Here is a 25,540-nt window from a genome sequence, read left to right as displayed (position 1 = left end):
GCAAGTCTGATTATCTCATCAATAAGCCGCCGTTCACTTCCAGCGTCTCGCCGGTAATATAGGCTGCCAGCGGCGAAACGAAGAACAGTACGGCATGGGCCACGTCTTGCGGCGTTCCTTCCCGTCCGAGCGGAATTTTGCCGATCGTCGCCGCTCTGGCCGCATCGGGCGTAAACGCGGCATGGAATCTCGTCTGCCCGATAAAACCCGGAGATACGGCATTCACGTTGATCCCGTGCGGCCCCGCTTCCTTGGCCAGCCCTTTCGTATAAGCGATCATTGCGCTTTTGCCCGCGGCGTATATCGTCGCTCCCGGTCCGCCTCCGTCGTGGGCGGCGACCGAAGCGATATTGACGATCCGCCCCCCGCCGCTCGCGATCATCCCCGGCAATACCGCCTTGCAGGCAAACACGCAAGATTTGAAATTGACGTCCATCACTTTCCCGTAATGCTCTTCCGTCATCTCTCCGTTCGGCACCCGGCGCACGAGATGGCCGGCGTTGTTCACCAATATATCGACCGATCGACCGAACGTCTGCCCGATCGCCGCGACCGTCGCTTCCAATTGTCCGGGCTGCGCCGCGTCGGCTTGAAACGACGCCGCTTCGCCGCCCGCCGCGCGAATGTCCGCGACCGCTTGCTCGGCTCCCTCGCGGTCCTGCAAGTAATTGACGGCTACTTTCGCGCCCGCCGCGGCGAGCGTCCGCGCAATCTCCAACCCGATCCCGCTGCTCGATCCGGTAACCAAGGCGATCCGCCCCGTTAAATCAATGTTCGTCATGTTCTTCCCCTCCGTATGTGCAAATCATGCTCTGTTCAAACGGCATCGACATGATCATTCTCGTCCCTTGCGAAAGCGCGCTTTCGACGGTTAAACCGTACTGCTCCCCATACACCATCTGAATGCGCCGATGCACGTTCATTAATCCGATGCCGCCTTGATGATAAATGGAATGCGAATCCGTCTCCGCGAGCTGGTTCAACTCCAGCTTGCGGCGGATTTGCTTCAGCTTCTCCTCCGGCATTCCTTCCCCGTTGTCTTCCACGATCACTTGAAAACGGTCGCCGGCAATCTCCGCTTGAATGCGGATGTAGTGATGCTCCTGAAGCCCTTGCGGAAAAGCGTGCAGAAACGCATTCTCGACGAGCGGCTGCAGCGTCAGCCGAACCATACGGTACAGCAGCAATTCCGACGGCACGCGAACGTCCAGCTCGAATGGCTTCTGGCTTCGGTACTGCAAAATCGTCATATAGTTCAAGACATGCTTCAATTCATTGACGACGGATATATCCTGCAAATTCGTTTGGATGGCATAGCGCAGCATGAAGGCCATCGCTTCCACCATTTCCATAATTTCTTCCGAGTCCTGCACCACCGCATAACATTTGATCGCCTCGAGCGTGTTGTACAGAAAATGCGGATTGATCTGCAACTGCAGCGCTTGGAATTCCGCTTTATGCCGTTCCAGTTCGATTCGCTGCACTTCGAGCTGCGACCGTTTCGAATCGAGTTCCGCTTCGTATACCCGTTCGATCATTTCGGACAAGCGCGTCACCATCAAGTTATAGCTGCGGATCATATATCCGGTCTCGTCCTGATTGCGAATCTCCTGAATTTGCATCCAATTGCCCTTTTCCGTCTCGCGCATCGCTTTCGTCAACAATTGAATCGGCCTGACGATCGAACGGCCGAAACGGATGGAAATCCACAATGCAAGTAAAAACGTCAATGCAGCCACAATGACGATCGTCCTTTGAATATGATGGATCGGCTCCCGCAATTCGCGGACAGGCACCGAAATGACCAGCCGCCAATTCGCGGACTCCAGCTTCTGCGCCACATACATCCGTTTTTCGCCGTCGCCGACCGAGCTCATGAATGAAAGTTTATTGCCGCCGAGCAGCTTTTGCTTCAAACGCTCATCCAATAAATCCGCTTCCTCGATCTGCTTCGGCTTATCGATAAACGCGCCGGAACCGTCGATAATGAACGAATATCCGCCGCTTCCGAGATCCATATTGCCCCACAGCTTCGAGATCTCGTCTGTGTTCAATTCCACGGCCAATATGCCGTGCGGGTCATGCGAACGCATGCCTCTCACCCTTCTGGCCAACGTAATCCAATGGTCGCCTTCTTCGTGGGATAATTTGGTGTTCATAATTTCGTACCCGCCGCTGGCCGGCAGCTTCTCGTCGAGCAACGCGTACCATTCCATCGGATCGTATTCGTTCGCATCGATTTGGCGCACATGATGGGAGATGAGCGCCCTCCCCTTATCGCTGATCAAGGCGATCAAGTTCACTTGCGGGTAAAGCGTGAACGTCCGGTCGAACACTCTTTTCTCGATCTGATTCTTAAAAAAATAATAGTCGTAACTATTGTCCGGCTCCATATCGACGAATTTCATGACATCGGAATCGGACAAGATCGATTTGCTCGCCTTCTCGTACGTTTGCAAATACAGGTCCGTATGATACACGGCGCTGTTAATCATTTGGGACATATACCGTTCCGATTGGCGCTCCAACTGGGCGGTCGATTGCGTGAACGTAACGGCGCCGATAATCGACAGCGACAGCAGGATGACGATTAGAAAGTAGACGTACAGCTTGCGCGAAATGCTGCCCCTCATTATTGAATTCCTAACTTTTTCATGCGGTATTCGGACGGGGACAGCCCCTCCATTTTTTTGAACATCTTCGTGAAATGCGAATGATCGGCGTATCCGACTTCATACGAAATGTCCGTAATTCGGATATGCTGCATGCCAAGCATTTTCTTCGCCTGGTTCATCCGGCAGCGAATCCGATATTGGATGAACGTCTCTCCCGTCATCTGCTTGAACAGCAAACTGAAATAATTCGGATGAATCCCGATCATATCCGCGACTTCTTCCAGCGAAACCTCGCTGCGCAAATTTTGCTCGATATATAGCTTCGCTTCTTCGACCGGATCCTTCACTTTCCCTTTGCGCATCTTCTCCAAACTGCGGAAGGTTTCGCTAATATGATCGCGAAACCTCTTGCAGGCGGCTTCCGCCGAACAATCCTGCCGCAGCTGCAACGGAACGACAGCGATATTGACGCTTCTGGCTTTCAACTTCTTCATGAGCAGATGATCGAACTGTTCGACCAGTTCCACATATTGCGCTCGCTGCAACTGGTAGCCTTCAATTTCTTGCTCCCATTCGTCCAGCAACCGCTCCAACGTATCTTTCTCCAAGAAATAAACGGCCTGCTCGAACTGCTCGAGCCACCGATCCATTTTCGCGATCGACAAGTAGCCCGACTGGCGGCGCTTGGACTTGCCTTTGGCCAGTTTGGCCAGCAGTTCGTGCAATTGCCCTTTGGATACCGGCTTGAGCAAATATTCCTTGACGCCGTAACCGACGCATTGGCGGGCATATTCGAAATCGCCGTAGCCGGAAATGACCACCGTCTGCACATCCGCGTCCATCTCCTGGATGCGCTTGCACAATTCCAGTCCGTCCATGACCGGCATCCGCACATCCGAGAATATAAAATCGGGCAACTCCTCCTCCATCCTCTCCAACGCTTCCTGTCCGTTCGCTGCCATACGTATGGACGAAATCGGAAGCTCGGATTGTTGAATCAACACTTGCAAGCCTTTCAAGATGATCGGTTCGTCGTCAACAATAAGGATTCGATACATAGGAGGAGCTCCTTCCCGATGGATTAACAATAATTATCGGCGCGGCATCTTAACGCCTTGCTTGTTGTTGTATTTTTCGGTCGCTTCTTTAATCACGTCGTTTCCGCCCTTCGACTTCCATTCTTCGACCACTTTCGGCCAGTCGCTGATCTTCTCTTGGCCGTACACCATCTTGACCATATGCTGAACGATCAGAGGCGCCGCGGTATCGGAATTCGGCGTAATATCCGGATTTTTCTTGAGCGCTTCCAGCCGCGGCTCGAAATCGATGCCGTCGCGCCCTTCATTCGCCAAGATGTTGTCGTATACGTCGATCAGCTTGCGGCCTTCTTCCGTCAAACTGAGCGCGCCTTTGTTGTAGGTCGTATCTTGAACCATCCATAAAAACGCCTGTCTGTAACGTTCTTCGTCTACCGCTTGCGTTTCCGTCGGGGCGGTATATTTGATTTCCCCGTTGTCGACCGTGTACGTCTCGCCTTCTACGCCAAACGTGAAAAACTTCTCCGCTTCTTCGGAAACCATCCAGTCGAAAAATTGAATGATTTTTTCCGGTTCCTTGTAATTTTTGTTAATAAAATAGGAGCGGTTGACGCTGCCGTACAAGTAATATCCGCCTTTGCCGTCAGGCCCGACGGGGGAAGAGATGATTTCCAGTTCCGCTTCCGGCGCGTTCTGCTTGAGCTGCGCTTCCCACTGCAGCAGTTCGTTGGCGTTCATCGACCATATGCCGGCTTTGCCGGATAGAATGGTATTCTTGAACGTCGTCGGATTAATCGTGGCGAATTCTTTATTGATCAAGCCCTCGTCATACATCGTTTTGTAAACTTCAAGCGCTTTCATCATTTTGTCGCTATCGGCGAATTTCGGCAAGATTTGGCCGTCTACCAGCTCGAATTGGCTTAAATACGGGAACGCGTCGAAAGCGCCGAAGAACGTATCCGCATATTTGAAATCTTGACGTCCCATATACGGATTCTCTACCCCTATTTTCTTAAATTCGCGAAGCACATTCAAGTACTCATCCACTGTTTTCGGCACCGGAAGTCCCGTTTGATCCAGCAAATCTTTGCGAATCCATGTCGCGCGGCGCGAAGGGTTGGACAACCATTCCGGAATGCCGTAGATTTTACCGTCATACGTCATCTGGTTCCAGGCGTCTTGCGGAATGACCTTCAACAAATTTTGCCCATGCTCTTTCAGCAAATCGTCCAACGGCATGAATACGCCCGCTTCGACCGAACCGGCCATTTCTTTGCCGGTCACGCCGCCTTGCCCTTGCACGACATCGGGAATATCGTTCGTCGCGAACATTTGCACCATTTTTTGCTCGTATTCTTTATGCGGCACCAATTGAATGTCCAAATCCACATTCGTCAGTTCTTCCAGTCTCTTGACCCATTTGTCTTCGTTAATATTCGGCGAGTTCTCCACATGTCCAAAGGCTAACGTACGCATGGAAATCGAAAACTTCGTCGGTTCGGCAGGTTTATTGTCCGTCTCCTGCGGGGCGGGTTCCCCTCCCCCGGTTTCATTCCGAGTCTCGCCCGCCTTATCCGAGCCGCAGCCAAGCAGCATGCCAAGCGTCAAAATCGTTACTAACGCGATGCCAATCCATTTTTTCATCGTAGTCCCCCTTTTCCCAAATTAGAAAAAATATACCTTTAAAGGTGATTTGATTATAAAGCGCTTTCAGCCGTTACAAAATGGAATGAATTAATGTGCGCTGGTGTTTTGTTAAGATTTGATCGAGCCGATCATCATTCCTTTGACGAAATGCCGCTGTAAAAACGGATAGATGAGCACGATCGGGAGCGTTGCGACAATAATCGCCGCCATCTTGATCCCTTCCGGCGAAGTATGCACCAAATCGCTGAATTGCGATGCCGACGGGTCGATGCTGATATCGTCCGTTTCGAACATTTTTTTCAATTTGACCTGCAGCGGCCACCATTGAGGCTTGTTTATATAGTATAGGGCATTCATGTATGCGTTCCAATGGCTTACGGCATAGAAAATCCCGAGCGACGCCATGACAGGTTTGGACAACGGCACGACGATGCTGGAGATGATCCGCATTTCGCCGCATCCGTCGATGCGCGACGAATCGATCAATTCGGCGGGAAGCTGCGCGAAGAACGACCGCATCACGAAAAAATTGAATGCGCTGATCGCGCCGGGCAATATTAACGCCCACGGCGAGTTCATTAAATTCAGCTCTTTGATCAAAATAAAATTCGGTATTAACGGGGCGCTGAAAATCATCGTAATAAGCACCATCATCGCGACGGCATTGCGTCCGACGAATTCCTGGCGCGATATCGGGTACGCGAGCGACGCGGTAGCCACCAAATTGACGAACGTACCGACGACGGTAACGAACACGGATACGCCGAACGCCCGCCAAATCGACGCATCGCTGAAGACGTATTGATAGTTGATCCATGTAAACTGTTTCGGCCAGAAGCTGACTTCTCCGCGTATGATCGCGTCGGAGGAGCTTAACGACTGCGCGATGACATTTAGAAACGGCAGGAACATCGTAAGGCCGATCAGGGTCAACAGAACCAGATTAAAAACATGAAACGTTCGCCGGCCCACGCTCACTTTGCGATTCATAGGATTTCCCCCTCTAATACAAGCTCTCTCCGGTTGTTTTCTTACTGAGAAAATTGCCGATCATGACAAGCGCAAGGCCGACGAGCGATTTGAATATGCCGACGGCGGTCGTGTAGCTGTATTGCTGCGACAGCAAACCGGCACGGTAAATGTAAGTGTCGAGAATTTCCCCGTTGTTCATGTTGAGCGCGTTCAAGAACACCCATACCCGTTCGAATCCGAAGTCGAGAAATTTGCCGATATGCAGCAAAAACAAGATCATGATCGTCGGCAACAACGACGGCACGGTAATGGACCAGGTCTGCTTCCACCTGCTCGCCCCGTCCATCTCCGCCGCCTCGTACAGATCGGGATTAATTCCGGCAAGGGCGGCCAAGTATATGATCGTGCCGTATCCGGCGTCGCGCCATATGCCCGATCCGATCAATACGCCGCGGATATAAGATTCTTCCCCGAGAAAATATATCGGTTCGATGCCGAACCAGGCGAGAAATTGGTTCAAAATACCGGTGGAAGGCGATAAGATGGCGACCGACATCCCCGCGATCACGACCCATGACAAGAAATGGGGCATATATACGATCGTTTGCAGGATGCGTTTATATACGACAAGCCGCAGTTCGTTGAGAAGAAGCGCCAGCACGATCGGAGCCGGGAACGCGATCAACAGATCGTATATGCCGATCAGGAGGGTGTTTTTCAAAATGCGCAAAAAATCGTAATGTTCGAACATCGTCCGGAAATGCTTCAACCCTACCCATTCGCTGCCGAAAAACCCTTTGAAAATGTTAAAGTCCTGGAAAGCGATCACCGATCCGAGCAGCGGGACGTACTTGAAGACAAGAAAATACAAAATGCCCGGAATCGCGATAAAATAGAGCGCCCTGTACTTCCACATAAATCGAAGCACGCTGTACTCGCCGCCCTTCCGCTTCATTCCCGCCGCGGCCTGAACAGAAGCTTTCATAACAGACCTCCTTTACGCCATAAGATGTGAATTCCTATCTACATCGTAAACGCTTTCTTCGGCTTCCTCCATGTCGTAGCTTTTTGTGGAATCGTGTTTTTTTAATGTTCGCCGAGCCGGGAAGTTGCTGAAACCGGGAATATCGCCCAACCGATGTATATTCCCGACCCTTCCAGTTCACATTACGAACATACGAAGTTCGATGGAGGTTATATCATTTGAAACGGATTGCACCCTATATTCAACTGACGATCGCCGCGCTCGTCATCGTTTCCTGCACGGCCCGGGCTCCTCAGGCGGAACAACCGGACCGGTCCATACATAGCGAAAACGCCGCGGAAACGAACGAGAGTTCGCTGGCAAACGGCGGAACCGCCGCGCGCGGAACGCAAATCGACCAAGCCGTTCCCCTCCCCGATCCCGCCGACCCGGCGAACGAACTCGCCGGCGGCTCGGAGACGACGGAGCGCGTCGTTCGACCAGCCGACAACGCCGAACTGCAGCGCAAGTTCCCGGAGACATTTTTCTTGCACGGCCCGGAGAAAGGAAACCGAATTGCGCTCACCTTCGACGACGGACCGGATATCCGCTTTACTCCGCAGGTTCTGGACATTCTACAAAAATACGATACGAAAGCCACGTTTTTTCTGTTAGGTTCGAGAGCGGACGGATTGCCGGAAATAACGCAGCGCATTCACCGAGAAGGCCATGCGATCGGAAGCCATACGTATTGGCACCCGAAGCTGGTCAAAGAAGGCGTGGAACGGATGAAGTGGGAATTGGCCGAGACCGATAAGGCGCTCAAGCGGACGGCGGGGATGAAGCCGCGAATGTTTCGCCCGCCTTATGGGGCTTTAACGGAAGAATTAATGACGGAACTGGTCAAAATGAAGTATAAAGTCATCGGCTGGAACGTCGACTCCCTCGATTGGAAGCAAATCGATTCCGCGACGATACAGGACATTGTGCTTAGCCAGCTTCGGCCCGGCTCGATCGTGCTCATGCATAGCGCCGGCAACTGGGACCAGGACCTCTCCGGCATGGTGCAGGCGCTTGACGCGCTCATCCCCCGGCTGCAGCAGGAAGGGTATACGTTTGTTACGGTGCCCGAGCTGCTGGGAATTCCGGAGAAAAGATAAAGGACGCTCTCCGAGGTGGGAAACCGTATCTGGGCTATAGGATAACGATCCGCAGCATCGACTTCCCCGAGTAAGGAAACGCCCTAGCTGGAAACGGATTTCGCCCAAGTTATCGTTGAACAGAAGGCGGCGCCGAGCCGCTTCGAAAGAAACCGGCGGCAGTCGAGCGGATCGAGCGGCTAAGCGGAACGAGCGGTTACGCGGATCGAGCGACTTGGGCGCTTCCCAATCCGAAGGCAACATGTAAGTTGTATTCTGTACAACATTACTGAACCGAAATGAGCTTCACGGACCGAATGGTTGTAGAATGTACAACATAAACACGTCATCGTCGCCGATTTTGCATATTAGGCGCCAGTATGCTGTATTTTTTACAACATCACTGCAAAATTTGCAGTTTTACCGCTCCTAATGTTGTATTTTTTGCAGGATAGAATCATTTCATAAAATACCGCAGCGGGTGGCGACCTCAGGCGGGCTAACGAAACATATACACGCTATTAGCCTGTAAATTACCTTGTTGCGCGTGTAAAGAAACTAGAACACGTTAATGAGGGGAAAAAGGCGGTAAAACCGCCGATTTCTAATAAATAGCGATACGTACTTTCGTTAGGATAGGAACGTCCTCATTTTGAGCCTAATAAGGATAACCAGTTTCGCTACCGCCAAACAAAGCGCTGCGCGAATCGCCTTGGAAACTATGTGAGACATCCCCTTCTAGGCAGAAGACTGCTTTATCCGAATACACACTCCGGCTCCGTCATGCGTCGAACCGACAGCGCGTTATACTGCTTCATTAAGCGGTTTCTTCCGCGCTTGCCGCTTGTCGTGAAGACACTTCATGCTTACCCGGATTTTCCGGTTACAAAAACAGGGGCCGCCCATTGGCATCTTCGATGACTAATGGGACAGCCCTCTCTGTCAAGAACGATTAATCGATTTGCTCCACAGGCTCGTCGAGAACTTCCCGCTGCAGCCGCGCAAGCTTCTGTTTCAACTGGCGGACGGTGTCCGCATAGTCGGGGTGCGAGTATACATTGTTCACTTCGTACGGGTCCTTCTCCAGATCGAACAGTTCCCACTCCGGCGGTCTGCAGCGAGAAAGCGTCACGATCGTTATAATCGCAATGACAGAGAATATGAAGACCATTCGAACGAACAAATTGCTGCCGATGCGCTTCCGGTATATTCCGCTCATGAACAAGGCAGTCACTCCCCGGCAACGGATGACCAATATACTCTAAAAATGTAGGCTTAGACGATGCCGGTGTCAACTGGAAATGTACTTCGGAGAGCTTCGGCCGCGCGGTCAACTACCTATAAACCGAGCATTAGGAACTAACACAACAATGACAGACTATTTCAGAACATACTTGGCAAGGCGATCCTTCGTGTCAATATAAAACGTATTCGCATCATGAAAGCGTACATCCGCCTGGTTAAAAAGGGCGTCATCAATCACGAGCGAATTCATGATCCCCAGTGTACGAGAGTCCAGGACATAATAGATCGCCTTCTTAGGTTCGGGTTCGGATGCGAAATACCACGGTTCTTTTTCCTCTACTGCTCCAAAGACGAAGGTCTGATCGTCTAACCTTTGCAATTTGCCCTGTCCCGGCAATTCCGAAAACGTCTTCTCCGCGATCAGTTTGTTGTTTGTGTCATACAAGCTAAGTTTATTTTTTTCCTGAATCACAAAGTTGTTGCCGACAGACACGAACAAGGAGTCGTAAATGGTTCTCGCGTACATCGTTCCGGTTTCAGTCACTTGCGACGGTTTTGGCAAGGTCCTGCTCCATTTTTTCTGCCCGTCGGGTGCGTAGCCGTTCAGGGTCTCTACGCCGGTCTTCGCATTGTATATGGGAACGAGAAGAGTTCCGCCGCTTAGCACGTCGAAGTCGGCATATACGTTACTGATATAATCCTGCGGTTGTGCAACCGTCACGATTTTCTTGCCGGAAGATATGGAATAGATATCGATCGTTGTTGTACTGTTCGGCGCTTTTAAGTTTCGTACTCCTATGTAATTTCCCTGAATATGTCGAATTTCCCCGTCAAACTTCCTTGCAACGAGCAGTTTGCCTTCCTTCGAGTATAGGGTAACCGTGACGTTCTCCCTGGAAAAAGTAACGACCGCGATGCGTCCGTCGTCAAGCACGTTGTAATTGAATGAGTTGTCAAACGTCTTCACCCAGCGTTGCTTATTATTTGCATCCAGGGCGACCAACTTGTAGATCATCCGGTTTCCGGACTTTTCTTCATCTTGGTAGTAAACGTTGCCGAATCGATCCATATCAAACGGGTTGTACTTAAAAGGGGAAGCATGCACCCATTTCTGCCGCCCATTGTCGTCGTCCAAAGCAAGTAATTTGTACTTGCCTGTTGATAGACCCGACTGGTACAGGAATGTAAATGCAGTTCGGGAATCGGAGTTTACGACGGGAAGAGGCCTTTGTCCCGTGAAATAAAGGTTCTTATAATATTCGTCCGTTGTCGTATTGGCCGGTACGGCGGCTGTCCACACCGGTTCAGGGAGGGTTGTAAATTCGGTGGCGGACACAGTTTTACAGGTCAAGGAAATTGCGAGGAATGCGGTTAACAAGAATGGCAAAGCGCGTTTAGCGATCGGTATCATGGAACAAATTTCCTCCTGTCTAAGTAAATCTGGCTACTCAATTTCCTTAGTATAACGCGAATTCCGTTTTTAAGTAACATGATACGCAAAAAATCCCAGGCTATAAAATAGGTTGCACGAAGCCGCCTATTCAAAGCCAGGGATTTACACAAATCTTTAGTTTGCCGGCCGCGGCATAATAAACACCTCATTCGCGTCGCCGCCTTGGTTCCCCTTATTGTCCTTTTGCACTTTCAATGCTTGATCCAAAGCCGCTTGCCCTTTCTCCTGAATCGTCTTAAGCGCTTCGTCGAGCGACTTCTTGTTCTCTTGAACCAGAGCAATCTCTTCGCTCATCAAGGATTGGAACTGCCCGCGGAATTCCGTCGGAACTTTACGCGAATTCATATCGTTCCGGTTCAGCTTCGGTGTCAAAGCGTAGAACACATCCAGGCTCTGCCCGTTATCGTCTTTCATAAACCCCATCCTTGACATCAAATCGCCGTTCATCGATCTCGATTTCACTCGGGCGTAATCTTCGCCGTTCACGAATTTCAGAAATTCCCACGCGATATCTTGATTCGCCGATTGGGCGTGAATGGCAAAAATTTCGTTGATGCCGGCATTTCGGGTCGTCGAAGGATCGGCCGGATCTACAGGCCCGGACACCATTCCAAGCTCAAACGGTTTGTAATCTTTGATTGCGGTTTTCGCTTGCTTCAACATTTGCAGCGTAAACGGATCGCCTACCATCATCGCCGCCCGTCCCATAAGGAAAGGTTGGCTTCGATAGAATTGCTCGATCGTTCCGCCCATAAAACCGCCATCCTTCGGGCTATAGACCACTCCCGCGCTGCTGGCTTGAATAGCAAGGTCATAGACCCTTTTCCAGGAATCGGTGTCGACCGTCACTTTCATCGTTGCCGGATTGACGTACATCAGATCTTCGGAGCTCGCAATTTTATTAATCAAATAGTCCACGGATGCCGAATAGTCATTGCCGAACCCGTATACCCGCGACTCCTCGTCCCCATCCGCCGGAAACCGGCGCGCCAAGTCCAATATTTCCTGCCAGGTCATTTGGTCATGCGGCGGTTCTACCCCATACTTCCGGAACAACTCCCGATTGTAGAAAACCGCGTTCCCGTAAAAGGTGGGGGCAAGTCCGTACAGCTTGCTTCCGCCCAATTCCTTTAACATATCGAGCAACCCCGGATAAATTCCTTCTACAGAATATTGATCCTTCTTAAGGAGCGGATCCAATTCCAGAAGCTTGCCATCGTTAATATATTCCGCAAAAGTGCCCGGGTCTAACAACAACACATCCGGCTTCTCTTTTTCCACGAGTTCGTTAAACGCTTCTTCGTATGTTTTGTCTTCCAAATTGTTGTTCAAGCCTTGAGTGCTTACCACCTCAAGTTCGACATTCTTGTTCTCCATGCTGAATAAGTCGCCATATTGCTGATAAAATGCGCTTTCGTTGAAATAAAGAACTTTAAGCGTCGATTGGGCCTCTTCAACCGGCTTCCGGCCGGCGCCGCCCGCGCATCCCGCCGCAAGCAAACAACATAGAACCGTCAATACTGCCTTGTTTACAAACTTCCCTTTCATTCCTGCCTCCAAAGCGAATTTTTTTATCGCGAACACTCCTTTTCGGTTATAGAGAATCTATTACTAGTGCGTGTTCAAAAAGTCGACTTTTCAGCACCGAGAAGGTTGCGAGAACCCGAAGAAGGAGGAGCGGAGTGTAGGCAAAACCTACATGAGCACCGGACTTCGAGGGTGAACGCAAGATTCGATGTCGAGTTCGCTCCCAGCTCATCTTCGTGATCAAAAGGGGGCTTTTTGAACAACCTCTACTAGCTAGTGTACGAAACGCCGATGGCAGAACATTGGCCCATTTGTGGAAAAACGATGGCAAAATCCCACGTCCCGCTTGCGGACTGTTATACTAAAGCTGATAATGATCAGGAGGTCGGAGCATGAATCAACCCTTTGTGATCGCCGTTGTCGACGATGATTCGAATATACGCCATTTGGTAGAAGCGTTTTTACAGAAGGAAAACTATCAAACCGTTGGACTGGAGACGGCCGAAGAAGCATGGGCTTTATGGAGGACGAATCCTCCGGACCTGTGGGTGCTGGATGTCATGCTTCCGGGGATGGACGGGTATGAATTTTGCCGAAAAATCCGAAGCGAGGCCGAAGTTCCTATTATTATGATCTCGGCGCGGGATAGTGAAGTGGATAAAATATTAGGCATTGAGTTAGGCGGCGACGATTATATGGTCAAGCCTTTCAGTCCGAGGGAGCTTGTGGCCCGAGTGAAGCGCCAGCTTCAGCGCTGGTATAAAATGCGCGCGATGAGCGATGCGCTCTCCGAAGAGCAAGCGTCTCGCAAGGTAGAGATCGGACCGCTTCAATTGCTGTTAGACGAACGGCGCGCGTTCTGGTCGGGGGAAGAAGTCGATTTAACGAGCAAGGAATTCGCCTTGGTGAAGGTTTTCGCCGAGCATCCGAATCGGGCGTTCTCAAGAAACGAGTTGCTTACTTTCGTATGGGGGAACGACTACTTCGGCAGCGACCGGGCCGTGGATCATTTGATTAAGCGCACGCGCAAAAAGCTGCCCCATTTCCCGATCGAAGCGGTATGGGGACATGGCTATCGGATGCGGCAAGAGGAGCGTGAAAAGATATGAAATTAATCCATCAGATGAATATCGCCTTTGGCGTCTCATTAGTGCTCGTCTTATCGATTGCCGCCGTGATGATTCATTATGTGTTGATGAATCACTTTATTGAAACGCAGAAGGAAGAAATGAAAACGGTCAGCCAGTCCATGGCGGTTTCCATCGCCAAATTTTCCGATGTCGCTCCGATCCAAAGCGGAGATGCGCATGTCTTCGTTCCCGCAACGACCATACCGACGGAAGCGATCTTAACCGATCGGAACGGCAACATCGTGGAGCAAACCTTCGCATATAAAACCAAGCCTATCGAAGTAATGACAAGCGACACAACAAAGATCCTGCAACGCCCGCAGAACGAATGGAACCAAGCGTACATCACCGAGATCGTCGCCGTCCCCGAAGGAACGCTGACATTGCGAACGCCTCTAAGCAAGATTCGGGAAATCGAACAAGTATTACTCGGGCGATTGTTGATCGTCTTTGGGTTCGGCGCGGCATTGATGTTTCTATTAAGCCTGCTCATTACGAAGAAGTTGATGCGTCCTCTAATGGATTTGAATGAAGAATTGAAAAAAGTGAAGCAACGGCGATTCTCCGATGTCAAATTCATACGTGCCGGAGGCGAGATCGGATCGGTGGCGCGAACCGTGTTCGATATGGCCGCGGAATTGCACCGCTTCAATCGGGTGCAGAAGCAATTTGTGCAAAATGCGTCGCATGAGCTAAAGACCCCTCTCATGTCCATTGCGGGATATGCGGAAGGCATACGCGACGGCGTATTTGAAGGCGAGAGCATGCGCAAAGGGCTTGATATCATCATGGACGAGAGCGCCCGATTGACCAAGATCGTCACGGAAATGACGCTGCTTGCCAAGCTCGATAGCGAAGAGGACGTATACCGGACGGAACTTGTGGATTTGAAAGATTTGATCCGGGAAACGATGGAGCGAATGAATCCGCTGCTTGTGCAAAAAGGTCTTGTGATGCACCCTCAGACGGAGGAAGACGGGCCAGTCTATGTCGCCGCTGACCGGGATAAGCTGCTGCAGGCGCTGCTGAATGTCGTATCCAACGCCGCGCGTTATGCCGCCAAAAATATCTATATCCGATTAAGCCGCGACCAGGAGGGATGGGTCAGGCTTGCTGTCGCCGATGACGGCCAAGGCTTCGACGAAACGATATTGCCTTATCTGTTCCATCGCTTCGTGAAGGGGAAAGACGGCGAGTCCGGGCTCGGATTGGCTATTTCGCGGGCGATCGTCGAACGGTCCAACGGCGAGATTGCCGCGCGCAACAATACCGGCGGCGGGGCTGTCATCACGATGACGTTCCCGCCTGGCCATATGCCGCTCAAGAAGGCGGGTTTCCCCTTGAAATACCGTTCCGCTTGACAGGTTCTAGACTGGAAATTTGTATTTACAGCAAGGTAATTCTTTTCATTTGCGCCCGCCTGTGATACATTAATGAAATGCGCTTGGATTCGTGCCAAGCGCCGCGGTTCGTAACCATCCCGCGTTATCAAAACTAAGGAGGCTTTATTCGTCATGTTCAATTTTATTTGGGGTGTGGGGTTTGTCGTCGTCAACTTCGCGTTATTCCTCGCCTGCTACCGCTTGTTCGGCAAGCAAGGCTTGTACGCCTGGGTCGGCTTCGCAACGGTGATCGCCAACATTCAAGTAGCGAAAACCATTGAAATGTTCGGCATCGTCATGACGCTCGGCAATACGATGTACGGGACGATTTATATGACGAGCGACTTGCTGAACGAGAAATACGGCGAGAAGGATGCGAAGAAGGCGGTATGGTTCGGCTTCTTCACGCTGATCGCTACGACGATTATTATGCAAATGGCTTTGGTGTTCGTGCCGCAGGAAACGGACATCGCCCAATCTTCGCTGCAAACGATCTTCGGCCTCATGCCGCGGCTTGCAATCGGCAGCCTGGCAGCGTACTTCTGCAGCCAATTCCTTGACGTTCGCATTTACTCATTCTTGAAAAAGGTCACGCCGAAACGCAATCAATTATGGATTCGCAACAACGGCAGCACTTTGATCAGCCAACTGGTCGACTCGCTGATCTTCTGCGCGATCGCCTTCGCGGGCCTTTACACGCTCGACGTATGGCTGGAAATTTTGATCACAACCTATGTCGCCAAATCGGTTGTCTCCATCGCTTCGACGCCGGCGCTCTACATCGCGCGCAGTTTTACATTCGGCGCCAAGAAGCAGGAGCGCAATTTGGCAGGCAATTAATATAACGAAACCGCCGCGATGCCAGCGGCGGTTTTTCGTTGCATTAAAGTTCGAGATCGTCCGGCCAATGAATTTGGACCCCTTGCCGTTGCAGCAGCGCCTGATAAGCGCGAAGATGCTCCCGATCGGCGCGCACTTCGTGCGGCGTCACTTTATTCCGCAACGCGTAGGCCGCCAAATAACCGACCGACTCCCCGATATTCCATTCCGTGGGGTGGAGACGATAGCAGCCGTTCGTAATTTGAGTGGTGCCGATATTTTTACAAGCCGGCAGCAAATTTTTCATCCGAATCGGCAGCAGCGCCCCGAGCGGAATTTCGTACGGATAGTTCGGAATATAGAACGTCCGGTTCGTGACGGTCGTCAAATGGACGTCCAGATGATAGCTGCCGACCCCGACGCTGTCGTCGTAACGGCATATCCCTTGCGCCCCGCGTATTTCTTTGCTGACATCCCGCTCCGTGATCGTATAAACGGCCTTGATCCGCCGCGATTCGCGAATATACGGGTATTTCGCCAGCCCGTCCTCGGTGCCCAGCACGTCTGTGCGCAGCCGGATGCCCGGGTACCCTCGCCCCCCGTCCGGGCGGGGCGTTTCGGTCTGGAGCCAGTAGACGAGCGAAAGGCTCAACTGCTTGGCATTGGCCAAATGCTCCTGCCGCTCCGCTTCGGGGACGCCGATAATCGGGCCGAGAAAATAATCGTTCTGCGGCCAGTTGATCAATGTGATATCGCCCTCATATAACCCGGGCTCGAATAAGGCCGGGTCGACGATGCGGCGATACGTCCACAGCGGCAGCACCTCGCGTCCGGCGGCGTCTTTGCGCCCGTCGGGAAAGAGGCCGTATTCCTTCATCTGCGTCGTATCGTCCGTGTCGTTCGCATACCAGCTTAATAGCGGAAAATGGGTGTGCTTCGGCACGTATTGGCGCCAGAAATCATATTGCTCCGGCTTCTCGATCGTGAAATCGCCGCCTTCCACGTAATCGAGCGCAAACACATGCGTGATCGATTGCATGTCGAGCGGATTCGCCTCTTCCAGCGCATGCGGTTCGCCCGTGTCGCGCTTGGATTCCGCGCCCGTTACATATTCGGCGCCCGCTAACGGCAGCACGTCCCCGCATTCGGTCGCATCGAGGAAATACTCTCCTCTTAACACAATTTCTTCGCCTGTGCTTGTATGCGTAATCGTGACGCTTTCCACCCGGTCTCCGTTCGCGGCGGCTGCAGTCGGCCTGAAATGATAGAATACCGTGATCCGGCCGCTATTCACGTAAGGGGCCAACATATCCTCGATTACGCGCAACGCCACCTTCGGCTCATGGCATAGCCGGCTTACCCAGCCGTTGCCCGGATTAAGAAGCTCGTTGTTTCTCGCTTCCTCCGTCATCGGGTAGTTTTGTTTATAATACGCACGCACTCGGTTGCGAAACTCGCGATACGTTTGCGTGCAGCCGAATTTTTCGATCCATTGATGTTCATCCGGCGGAACCGCCTGGCTTGTCAGTTGGCCGCCCAGCCAATCCGTCTCTTCCGTCATGATCACGCGCACGCCCATTTTGGCTGCGGCCAATGCGGCCATACATCCGCCCAGGCCGCCTCCGAGGACGACGACGTCCGTCAATCGTTCGTTCTTCATGTCGCAAGCTCCTTTACCGGCGTCCCGGCGTTGCTGCCGCCGCCGAACGCCGCATCTATTTTTTACAAGTTCAACGTCTTCAAATCCATTGTTTCATCGCTTTCCTGATTTCGGCCGCATACCTTTCGGTAATCAATTGGGGACGTGTAATGGCAGAACCGACGACGACGGCATGGGCTCCGATCATGAGCATTTGCGCCGCTTGCGACGGCGTATGAATTTTCCCTTCCGCAAAGACCGGAATCGTTAATCGCTCGGCCGCCTCCTTGACTAAGGCGTAATCGGGATCGGGCTGCTGCGGCGAATACGGCGTATAGCCGGATAATGTCGTCGAGACGCAGTCCACGCCCAGCGAAGCGGCATAGAGCCCTTCCTCCAACGTCGATATATCGGCCATCACTTTCTGGCCCCGTTCTTTCATATAAGCGATGAGCGATTCGAGCGTCTCCCCGTTCGGCCGGGGACGCCGGGTCGCATCCAGCGCAATCAGATCGACCCCCACTTCCATAAGTTGCCGAATCTCTTCCAGCGTTGGCGTAATATAAACGTCGCTGTCCTGATAATCTCTTTTGATGATACCGATAATCGGCAAGTTCGTAACGCTCTTGATGGCGGCGATATCCTGCGAACCGTTGGCGCGAATGGCGACGGCGCCTCCGACGGCGGCCGATTTCGCCATTTTGGCCATCGTCTCCGCTCCGTAGAGAGGCTCATTCTCAAGTGCCTGACACGATACGATCAACCCTTTGCGAATGCGGTCGAACAGCGGCTGCTGGTTCATAGATATTCACCTCTTTCGGCTAACGTTTTATTCCTATACTTTTCGTTTATTTCATTCCCGCAAAACCATTGATGTCTGAAAAGATGCTTCCTCTTATTCATTTCTTCTCCTGCCCATTGCCTTTCTTTTTATTGCGCACATGCGTCTTCAAACCGACCTCGAACATCCGGCTCCAAGGCATATAGCAATCGTCTATAACGATCTCGTATTCGTCCTCGTCGTCTCGCAACCGGGTTTCGATAAAACGGTTCAGTTCCGCTTTAACCCGTTCGGCGACTTGTCCCCGCTGGCCGTCGACGGCGAAATAATCGTACCCCATACCAGGCAATACGCGATCGCATACGTCCCTGCGCACAAAGGCGCAATAGCCGCCGTCTTCGACATACCGCAGCGACAGAAAATCGCGGTGCTGCGGCGTATCGCCGTAAACCGCATAGATCATGCCTTGCGCGATGCAGGTCCCGAGCGTATTCGAGCTCGTATTCCAGCCTGCGTAGCCTGCCAGTTCGAACAGCAGTTTCTTATCGCGAAGCAGCTGCAGCAGTTCCAGATCCGCTCCGTTGGAATAGGCGACATCCGCGATGACGCAAGGCTTGCCAAGCCGGCGAACGATATCGTCGGCGATCTCGACCAGTTCGACAATGTTCCGATATACTTGATATCCCAAATGAGGCTGACCTTGGTTATTGGCTTCCATCATGCTCTCGCCGGGCGTGTTGATGCAAAGCGCCATATCCGCTTCGGCGAAGGAAGGCGTCATCAACCCGCCGGCCGCCATAATTTGATATTTAACCGATTCGTACAACACACGGTCTTCATATAAAGGCGTAACAAACGGCCCCTGCACGCTGGAAAAATGAACGTGCACCCGCGGCTTGCGGCGCTCGAAATGATTGATCATGCGCGCAAGCAACGTGCAGCCCACTTCGTCGGCTCCCGGATACATATAAACGGATAATTGCTGCCGGCATTCCTTGACGCGTTCCCGGATCTCCTGCTGATCGACCGCGGTTAGGCCGTAAGGAGCCGAATCGTCCTGCGGAATGACCATAAAATCAACGGCACGATCTTTCACCAATTCGATCGCCCGCTTGTTCGCAGCCAAGTTGACGGCGCGGCGTTCGGTATAATCCTGCCATACGTCTTCGGGCAAAACCGCCTCGATCTGCCGCAGTTCGTGTTGTTCTTCCTCCGTCGCGATGCCAAGCTCGATTCGATGGCGAATATAGCCCCGTTTAAAAATTTCCTTACCCCAATCTTCGTAATAATCGGGTTCTTCGTCGCTGCTGGAATACCGCGGGCAACGCATAATAAGTTGAAACGCGAACAGTTGCATGGACGGATTAATTCGTTTCAGCTTGCGAACGTTCTCCAGCCGCTCATCGCATTGTTCCGCCGTCATCCCGTGCAGCCGCGAAGGGATAATCCCGCCATACAACAATGTGTCCAAGGCCACAATAGCCCCGTCCGCATCGCGCGCCTGCTCGAATAACCACGCCCACAGCTTCTCGACGTCTCCCGGGCGTTTCTTGAGTCCCATCATGCTCAAGTCCGGACGTACGACGGTATACTCGGTTCCCGCGGCAAGCAGCGCCGGAAATTCGTAGTTGCACGGACGTTCGTCCAACGGAATGTAAATGATTTTTTTCACGCTATATCATCCCCTATCCTTCGGTCGTCGGCTCCGGCTGCGGGCACAGTCCCCACCGTTCCGCCGCGCGCAGCGCGATATCGCTGCCAATCCGCGTTTGTTGTTCTTTGCTTCGAGCGATTTGTTCCGCCGCGGCGGCTTTCGCTTGTTCCGTTCCGCTCGCTAACGCTTCTCGAATGGCCCGCCACAGCCCGATATCGTGCTGCGCCCGCTCCAGCCACGGCCCTGCCTCCGACAGAAATTTCTCATTGTTCCACGCTTGCAATTGCTCGAGGACGGATGCCCATTGTTGATAATGCCGGTCCACAACCGCCACATCCCTCGTTTCGATCGCCCGCTCCAGCGCTTCGTCCCGGCCGAACCAGAGTCTGCCGTTATCGTTGTTCGCGCAGAAAAACGTCATGGCGTCGACAAGTTCCGGCGCAAACTCGTTGACGGCCAGGTTCCAGGAAACGTCGGGCTCGTATCGCTCGCTGTTCCACATGTAGTGCGACAAGGTGATCAGCGGAATTTTGGACAATTCCCACTGGTTCATCGGATTGGAAACAAAGCCGACGTGCCCGTGCTGCGCCAAGCGCGAATACCGGTTGCGCACCGGTCCCATGAAGATGCGGCCGCGATCCGCGTCGTTAACGGGAATGTTGTCCCATAGAATGAGATCATGCCCGTAGAAACGACGGTTGTCGCTCGCATGCTTGCGGTCGATGACGGGGGCGAACACGAAATATCCCGTCCAAAATACCAGTACGCTCGCATCCATCGTCTCCCGGATATCCTTTTTGTACTCGGTGTCCCAATACGACCAATATTCGGACGGGCACATCACCAGACGATAATGCGGCAGCGACTCTTGTAAAAATCGGTTTATTTCGTTCACCAAATAAGCATGCGCCAACCCGGGCCGTTCCAGAAAATGCGCGTTCTCTTCTTTCGGCACGTAATCGATATCGTCCATTAGTACGGCAAAATGCTTGACGCCGATATCCATCATCGCGCGCAGCTTGCGGAAAATACATTCGAAGTCCGCCGGGGAAGCGAATTTCATATCGTTGCCGGGACTGATGCAATAGTAAAAGTCGATATGCCGCTCGTCGCAATGCTGCTTCAAAGTGCGAATGTTAGCAAATTCCGCCTCCGGATACGGCTCTCGCCAAAGCTCCCGATGGTATCTATCGTCCTTCGGAGCGTACAGAAACGTATTCATGCGATGCCGTGCCATAAATTCAATCGAATCGAGCCGATCCGCAAAGGTCCACGGTTCGCCGTAAAATCCTTCGATGATGCCTCTTATGCGAAAGGAAGGTTCGTCGTGGATCGCGACAAGCGGCAGCCTTATGCTTCCGCCGCGCGATTCGGCGATGACGTCCAGCGCGTCGACGGCATACTGGATTCCCCGTTTGTTGCGGGCGGCGATGAGAATCCGTTCCTTCTCCACCTTGAGGACGTAACCGTCTTCCGCCAATTCGGGATCGTATTCGAAATCGAGATTGATATTGCCCAAGCCGAACCGCCGCTCTACAAATTCTTTGTGTTTGCTGACAATTTCGATCCGATCGGAATGAATGACCCCTTCGAATTGCTGATTCAGGGCATATTTCGACGACAGTTCGCAAATGAGTTTGTCGCCTTGAACCTCTATATACTCGCCGCAATGATAGTAATCGCGAAAATAATAATGGAAATCTCTCATCACGCTTGCAACCTCCTGACCGTCCTCGAGCTTATTCATCCTTTAACCCGCGCCTATCCTTTGACCGCGCCGGAAATGCCTTCCATGTAGTACCGCTGCGTAAACAGGAACACGATAATGATCGGCACGACCGAAATGACGGTTCCTGCGGCGATCCAACCGAAGTTGTAAGCGAATTGGCCGTTCAGAAAGCTGAGCGCAGACGCGATCGGATATTTTTTCGTATCGTTCAGCACGATCATCGGCCAGAGGAAGTTGTTCCACATTCCCATAAACTCCAATAAACCGATGACGGCAATCGCCGGTTTGACGATCGGCAACGCCAATTGAAACCAAATGCGGAACTCGCTGGCGCCGTCCACTTTGCCGGAATCGCGCAATTCGTGCGGCATGCCCATAAACGCCTGCCTCATTAGAAATACGTTGAATACGGTAATCGCCGAAGGAAGCACAACCGCGAGAAAACCGCCCATCAGTCCGAGCGCCTTCACCGTCAAGTAGTTGACGACCATCCCGGCCGCTGCGGGGATAATCATCGTCGCTACCAATAAGGTAAAGATCAGATCCCGGCCTTTAAAACGGAATACGGCGAGCGGATAGGCCGTCAAGCAGGAGAAAAAGATGTTCATGACGACGCCCATCACGGCAATCACGAGCGTATTCCATAAATATTGAGGGAAGTCCATGTATTTCCATACTTGAACGTAATTGTCGAAATCGACGAATGTCGGGAAAATCGCCGGCGGAAAGCTGAACACGTTCTTGCCGGGCATGAGCGATACGCTAAACAGCCATAGAAACGGCCCCATCATAAAAATGGCGAACAGAATCAAACATCCGTACAGCAGCGTTAATTTCGCGAAATTAAATGATTTTCTTTTCATATCACTCATCCATTAATAGAGGTTGTTCAAAAAGTCGCCAACTTTTTTGAACACGTATTAATATGGATTGACACCGCCTTTCCGGTTGAATCTGAAGATGATGATGCTGAGCGCGCCAATAATCACGCTGACGACCAAGCCGAGTGCCGAAGAGTAGCCGAAATTGAATTTTTGGAAACCTTGCTGATAAATATATAGACTGGACGTTAAGGTGGCGGTCCCCGGTCCTCCTTGCGTCAGGACGAATACTTCGTCGAAGACGCGAATCGCGGCCATTAACGAAATGAGCGAGCAGAAAAAGACATACGGTTTTAATAACGGAATCGTCACTTTACGGATCGATTGCCACCGGTTCGCGCCGTCGATCATCGCGGCCTCCGTCATATCCTTCGGAATGGATTGCAGTCCGGCCAAATAAATCATCATATAGTATCCGAGGCCCTTCCACATCGTGATGAACATCAGCGTCCACAGCGCCGTATGTTTGTCGGACAACCAGGTAATGCGCTCTTGCATCAATCCTACGCTCGTCAGCACGTAGTTCACGACTCCGTTCTGGTTCAGCAGCCATCCCCAAATGAGCGCTACCGCGACCATGGAAGTGACGACGGGAATGTAATAGGCGGTACGGAACAATTTAATTCCTCTCACATTGCTGTTGACCAAAATCGCCATAAGAATGGAGATAATCTGGATAAACGGTACGACGATCACATATAGCAGCGAGTTGACCAGCGACGTGATAAAGTTTTTATCCTGGAATGCTTTCACGAAATTATCGAATCCGACAAAATCGGTTTTGCCAATGACAGAGTAATTCGTTAGCGCCAGCGGGACGCTGTAAATAATCGGCCAAAAAACGAACAGGACCAGCAAAATCAAACCGGGCGCCATGAAAAACCAAGCGATAGAAGCTTCGGACTTGCCGAGCTTGGAAAAGATTGATGTTTTATTCATGAATGTAATCCACCGCCTTTAATAAGATCGGGCAGGACGAGCCTGCCCAACCTGACGTATTAATTGCCCAAAATGCCATTGACTTCTTTCTCCGCGTCCGCCAATGTTTTTTTCACATCCGCGCCGTTTAAGTAGATGTTCTCCAGTGCCTTGGTGACGGCATGGTTCACATCGTTTGCGCTTTCGATCCCGAGGTAGAAATCTTCGGCTTTATCCAAGCTGACCGCGGATACGGTCTTGGCTACGCCTTCCACGGATCCGTCGTTTTCCGAGAAGAACGGATCTTTGGCGCTTTCCACGGTCGAAGGCAACGTATTGGCGACCTTGGAGAACTCAAGCTGATTGGCCGCATTGGTAACGAATACGGCGAAGTCGACCGCTTCTTTCTTATGCGATGTCGCTACAGGCACGACGATGTTCATCGTGTTGGAATAGCGGATGCCCGCTTTGCCGACCGGACTCGGGACGGCGACCATTTTCTCGTACACGTCCGGCGCCGCCGTTTTGATTTTGTTAATAAACGGGGAACTGGACAAGGACATGGCCACTTGTTCGCTTGCAAAGTATTGCACTTGTTTGTCGTAGTTGATGATATCCTTCGGAATCACGCCGTCTTGCAACAACTGCAAATTTTCTTTAACGTATTCTTCTACCTCCGGCGTATTAAAAGCGGCTTTTTTATAATCTTCGGTCAGGAACGGCAAGTTTTCTTCCAATAGCGTGCGCGCTTCCATCGTGAAGATATAGCCGTAGGAACCGGTTTTTTCTTTGATTTGGCGGCCCCACTCGTTTAATTCCTCTTTCGTCGCGGGCGGATTGTTCGGATCGAGCCCCGCTTTTTCCACCAAGTCTTTATTCAGGAATAAGACCGGAAGAGCGGTATACCACGGGAGCGCGAACGCTTTGCCGTCCATCTCCGTCGAAGAGTAGATGCCCGGGAAATAAGCCGCTTTCTGCTCCGGCGTCAGCTCCTGATTAAAGTCGACCAGCGCGTCTTTGGTTCCCATCTGGTTCGCCAATTCCGTGTTAAGGTTGACCACGTCCGGCGCTTCGCCGCCCGCGATATTCGTCATCAATTTATTAAGTACGGCATCGTAAGGATAATCCTTCCAATCAATCTTGACGTTCGGATTTTGCGCTTCGTACTCCGCGATCAAATTGTGAAAATAATCGTTAAAGGTAGGCTGCAACGAAATCGTCCAAAACTCTACCGTGACTTGTTCCGCCTTCTTTCCGTCCCCGTTCGGAGCGGCCCCTCCGTTTCCCGACGAATTCGAACCGCACGCCGCCAATAGACCCACCATCATGATTGACGCCAAGAGTAGTGAAATCATTCGTCTTCCTTTGAAATACATGCCCCTGCACCCTTTCTTGTTTGTAATGTGTTGTTTGTTCTCAAGCCGAGAGAAGAAATGGCCGTAAATCTTGCAGGTCGACTCTTTGATAAGCGCTTACAAAAGGGTCGTAATTCGTTGTGCAGCATCTGTAAAGATTTCTGCGAAAAAAACGGTTATGAATTATGCCTGCAACGCTTTTCTCTCTTGCACGTTCATTGTAGCATGATCGGGAGAAAATCTCCACTATTTTTTTCATAATGAAAGATTTATCCAATATTTCCGAGGTGGCGAGCTCCGTGCGTTGAGCCGAGCGGGATCGCGGCGAGAGCGCGATGGCACGGACGCGGGGCGTGGGGGCGCTAACGAAACACAGAAACGCTATTGGCCAATAAATCGGCTTGCTCAGCGTGTAGCGAAACTGAAACACGTTATTCCGGGGAAAAAGGAGAGAAAGCCGCTGATTTTCGGTGAATAACGATTGGTAGTTTCGTTATAGTTAGAGGACCCTTATTTTGAGCCAAATAAGGATTGTCAGTTTCGTCCCTCGTATTTAAGGTGTTTTCTCACGAATACTCACTTATTCGCAGGATTTCGCCGCCTTATAAAACAGAGTGAGAGCCGAAATGAGGAGCAGACACCGCTTTTTTCGA

At 51.7% G+C, this 25,540-nt stretch carries 20 protein-coding genes; 4 read left to right on the top strand and 16 right to left on the bottom strand.

The features are described from left to right. Nucleotides 1-10: 10 nt before the first annotated feature. The 6 genes from KQI79_RS06375 to KQI79_RS06350 all read right to left on the bottom strand — a co-directional run bounded on the left by KQI79_RS06375 (nucleotide 11) and on the right by KQI79_RS06350 (nucleotide 7,226). Nucleotides 11-781, bottom strand: a complete 771-nt coding sequence (locus KQI79_RS06375) for an SDR family NAD(P)-dependent oxidoreductase (RefSeq protein ID WP_216537393.1) — start codon at nucleotides 779-781, stop codon at nucleotides 11-13. Next, nucleotides 768-2,633 carry a cache domain-containing sensor histidine kinase gene (locus tag KQI79_RS06370; RefSeq protein WP_216537392.1) on the bottom strand — a complete coding sequence of 622 codons (1,866 nt, stop codon included), beginning with the start codon at nucleotides 2,631-2,633 and terminating at the stop codon, nucleotides 768-770. Before KQI79_RS06370 ends, KQI79_RS06375 begins: the two co-directional genes overlap by 14 nt. After that, entirely contained in the window at nucleotides 2,633-3,673 is a 1,041-nt protein-coding gene (locus tag KQI79_RS06365) for a response regulator (protein WP_216537391.1), read from the bottom strand. Before KQI79_RS06365 ends, KQI79_RS06370 begins: the two co-directional genes overlap by 1 nt. A gap of 33 nt (nucleotides 3,674-3,706) precedes the next feature. Beyond that, nucleotides 3,707-5,296, bottom strand: a complete 1,590-nt coding sequence (locus KQI79_RS06360) for an extracellular solute-binding protein (protein WP_216537390.1) — start codon at nucleotides 5,294-5,296, stop codon at nucleotides 3,707-3,709. A gap of 111 nt (nucleotides 5,297-5,407) precedes the next feature. Beyond that, nucleotides 5,408-6,289, bottom strand: a complete 882-nt coding sequence (locus tag KQI79_RS06355) for a carbohydrate ABC transporter permease (RefSeq protein WP_216537389.1) — start codon at nucleotides 6,287-6,289, stop codon at nucleotides 5,408-5,410. Between the two features lie 13 nt (nucleotides 6,290-6,302). Further along, nucleotides 6,303-7,226 carry an ABC transporter permease gene (locus KQI79_RS06350; protein ID WP_230190982.1) on the bottom strand — a complete coding sequence of 308 codons (924 nt, stop codon included), beginning with the start codon at nucleotides 7,224-7,226 and terminating at the stop codon, nucleotides 6,303-6,305. Nucleotides 7,227-7,474: 248 nt separating this feature from the next. On the opposite strand from KQI79_RS06350, the gene KQI79_RS06345 reads away from it, so the two are divergent. Further along, on the top strand, nucleotides 7,475-8,395 hold the full coding sequence (locus KQI79_RS06345; RefSeq protein ID WP_216537387.1) for a polysaccharide deacetylase family protein: 921 nt from the start codon (nucleotides 7,475-7,477) through the stop codon (nucleotides 8,393-8,395). 931 nt (nucleotides 8,396-9,326) lie between these two features. On the opposite strand, the gene KQI79_RS06340 is transcribed toward KQI79_RS06345, so the two are convergent. The 3 genes from KQI79_RS06340 to KQI79_RS06330 form a co-directional block, all read right to left on the bottom strand. Next, nucleotides 9,327-9,593, bottom strand: a complete 267-nt coding sequence (locus tag KQI79_RS06340; protein WP_216537386.1) for a sulfatase/phosphatase domain-containing protein — start codon at nucleotides 9,591-9,593, stop codon at nucleotides 9,327-9,329. A 159-nt stretch (nucleotides 9,594-9,752) separates the two neighbouring features. Further along, entirely contained in the window at nucleotides 9,753-11,030 is a 1,278-nt protein-coding gene (locus tag KQI79_RS06335; protein ID WP_216537385.1) for a hypothetical protein, read from the bottom strand. Between the two features lie 156 nt (nucleotides 11,031-11,186). Then, nucleotides 11,187-12,620: an extracellular solute-binding protein gene (locus KQI79_RS06330; protein WP_216537384.1), complete on the bottom strand. Its 1,434-nt coding sequence runs from the start codon at nucleotides 12,618-12,620 to the stop codon at nucleotides 11,187-11,189. Nucleotides 12,621-12,991: 371 nt separating this feature from the next. Here KQI79_RS06330 and KQI79_RS06325 point away from each other — a divergent pair, with 371 nt between their 5' ends. The 3 genes from KQI79_RS06325 to KQI79_RS06315 all read left to right on the top strand — a co-directional run bounded on the left by KQI79_RS06325 (nucleotide 12,992) and on the right by KQI79_RS06315 (nucleotide 15,951). Beyond that, nucleotides 12,992-13,708 carry a response regulator transcription factor gene (locus KQI79_RS06325; RefSeq protein ID WP_216537383.1) on the top strand — a complete coding sequence of 239 codons (717 nt, stop codon included), beginning with the start codon at nucleotides 12,992-12,994 and terminating at the stop codon, nucleotides 13,706-13,708. Continuing rightward, entirely contained in the window at nucleotides 13,705-15,090 is a 1,386-nt protein-coding gene (locus tag KQI79_RS06320) for a sensor histidine kinase (RefSeq protein ID WP_216537382.1), read from the top strand. Before KQI79_RS06325 ends, KQI79_RS06320 begins: the two co-directional genes overlap by 4 nt. Nucleotides 15,091-15,243: 153 nt before the next feature. Further along, the gene (locus KQI79_RS06315) at nucleotides 15,244-15,951 is read left to right on the top strand and encodes a queuosine precursor transporter (protein WP_216537381.1); all 708 of its coding nucleotides are present in this window, start codon (nucleotides 15,244-15,246) and stop codon (nucleotides 15,949-15,951) included. A 43-nt stretch (nucleotides 15,952-15,994) separates the two neighbouring features. On the opposite strand, the gene KQI79_RS06310 is transcribed toward KQI79_RS06315, so the two are convergent. The 7 genes from KQI79_RS06310 to KQI79_RS06280 form a co-directional block, all read right to left on the bottom strand. Then, nucleotides 15,995-17,590, bottom strand: a complete 1,596-nt coding sequence (locus KQI79_RS06310; protein ID WP_216537380.1) for an FAD-dependent oxidoreductase — start codon at nucleotides 17,588-17,590, stop codon at nucleotides 15,995-15,997. A gap of 79 nt (nucleotides 17,591-17,669) precedes the next feature. Continuing rightward, the gene (locus KQI79_RS06305; protein WP_216537379.1) at nucleotides 17,670-18,371 is read right to left on the bottom strand and encodes an N-acetylmannosamine-6-phosphate 2-epimerase; all 702 of its coding nucleotides are present in this window, start codon (nucleotides 18,369-18,371) and stop codon (nucleotides 17,670-17,672) included. A 97-nt stretch (nucleotides 18,372-18,468) separates the two neighbouring features. Further along, on the bottom strand, nucleotides 18,469-20,022 hold the full coding sequence (locus tag KQI79_RS06300) for a DUF4127 family protein (RefSeq protein WP_216537378.1): 1,554 nt from the start codon (nucleotides 20,020-20,022) through the stop codon (nucleotides 18,469-18,471). A 13-nt stretch (nucleotides 20,023-20,035) separates the two neighbouring features. Then, the gene (locus KQI79_RS06295) at nucleotides 20,036-21,712 is read right to left on the bottom strand and encodes a protein O-GlcNAcase (RefSeq protein WP_253297978.1); all 1,677 of its coding nucleotides are present in this window, start codon (nucleotides 21,710-21,712) and stop codon (nucleotides 20,036-20,038) included. 53 nt (nucleotides 21,713-21,765) lie between these two features. Next, nucleotides 21,766-22,596, bottom strand: a complete 831-nt coding sequence (locus KQI79_RS06290; RefSeq protein WP_230190940.1) for a carbohydrate ABC transporter permease — start codon at nucleotides 22,594-22,596, stop codon at nucleotides 21,766-21,768. Between the two features lie 57 nt (nucleotides 22,597-22,653). Continuing rightward, nucleotides 22,654-23,553, bottom strand: coding sequence for a carbohydrate ABC transporter permease (locus tag KQI79_RS06285; protein WP_216537375.1), 900 nt, complete (start codon nucleotides 23,551-23,553; stop codon nucleotides 22,654-22,656). A 59-nt stretch (nucleotides 23,554-23,612) separates the two neighbouring features. Further along, nucleotides 23,613-24,887, bottom strand: coding sequence for an ABC transporter substrate-binding protein (locus KQI79_RS06280; RefSeq protein WP_253297972.1), 1,275 nt, complete (start codon nucleotides 24,885-24,887; stop codon nucleotides 23,613-23,615). Nucleotides 24,888-25,540 lie beyond the last annotated feature (653 nt).

It is taken from the genome of Paenibacillus sp. MSJ-34 (assembly GCF_018918005.1).
Classification (GTDB): Bacteria; Bacillota; Bacilli; order Paenibacillales; family Paenibacillaceae; genus MSJ-34.
This window is presented reverse-complemented; position numbering and strand designations above follow the sequence as displayed.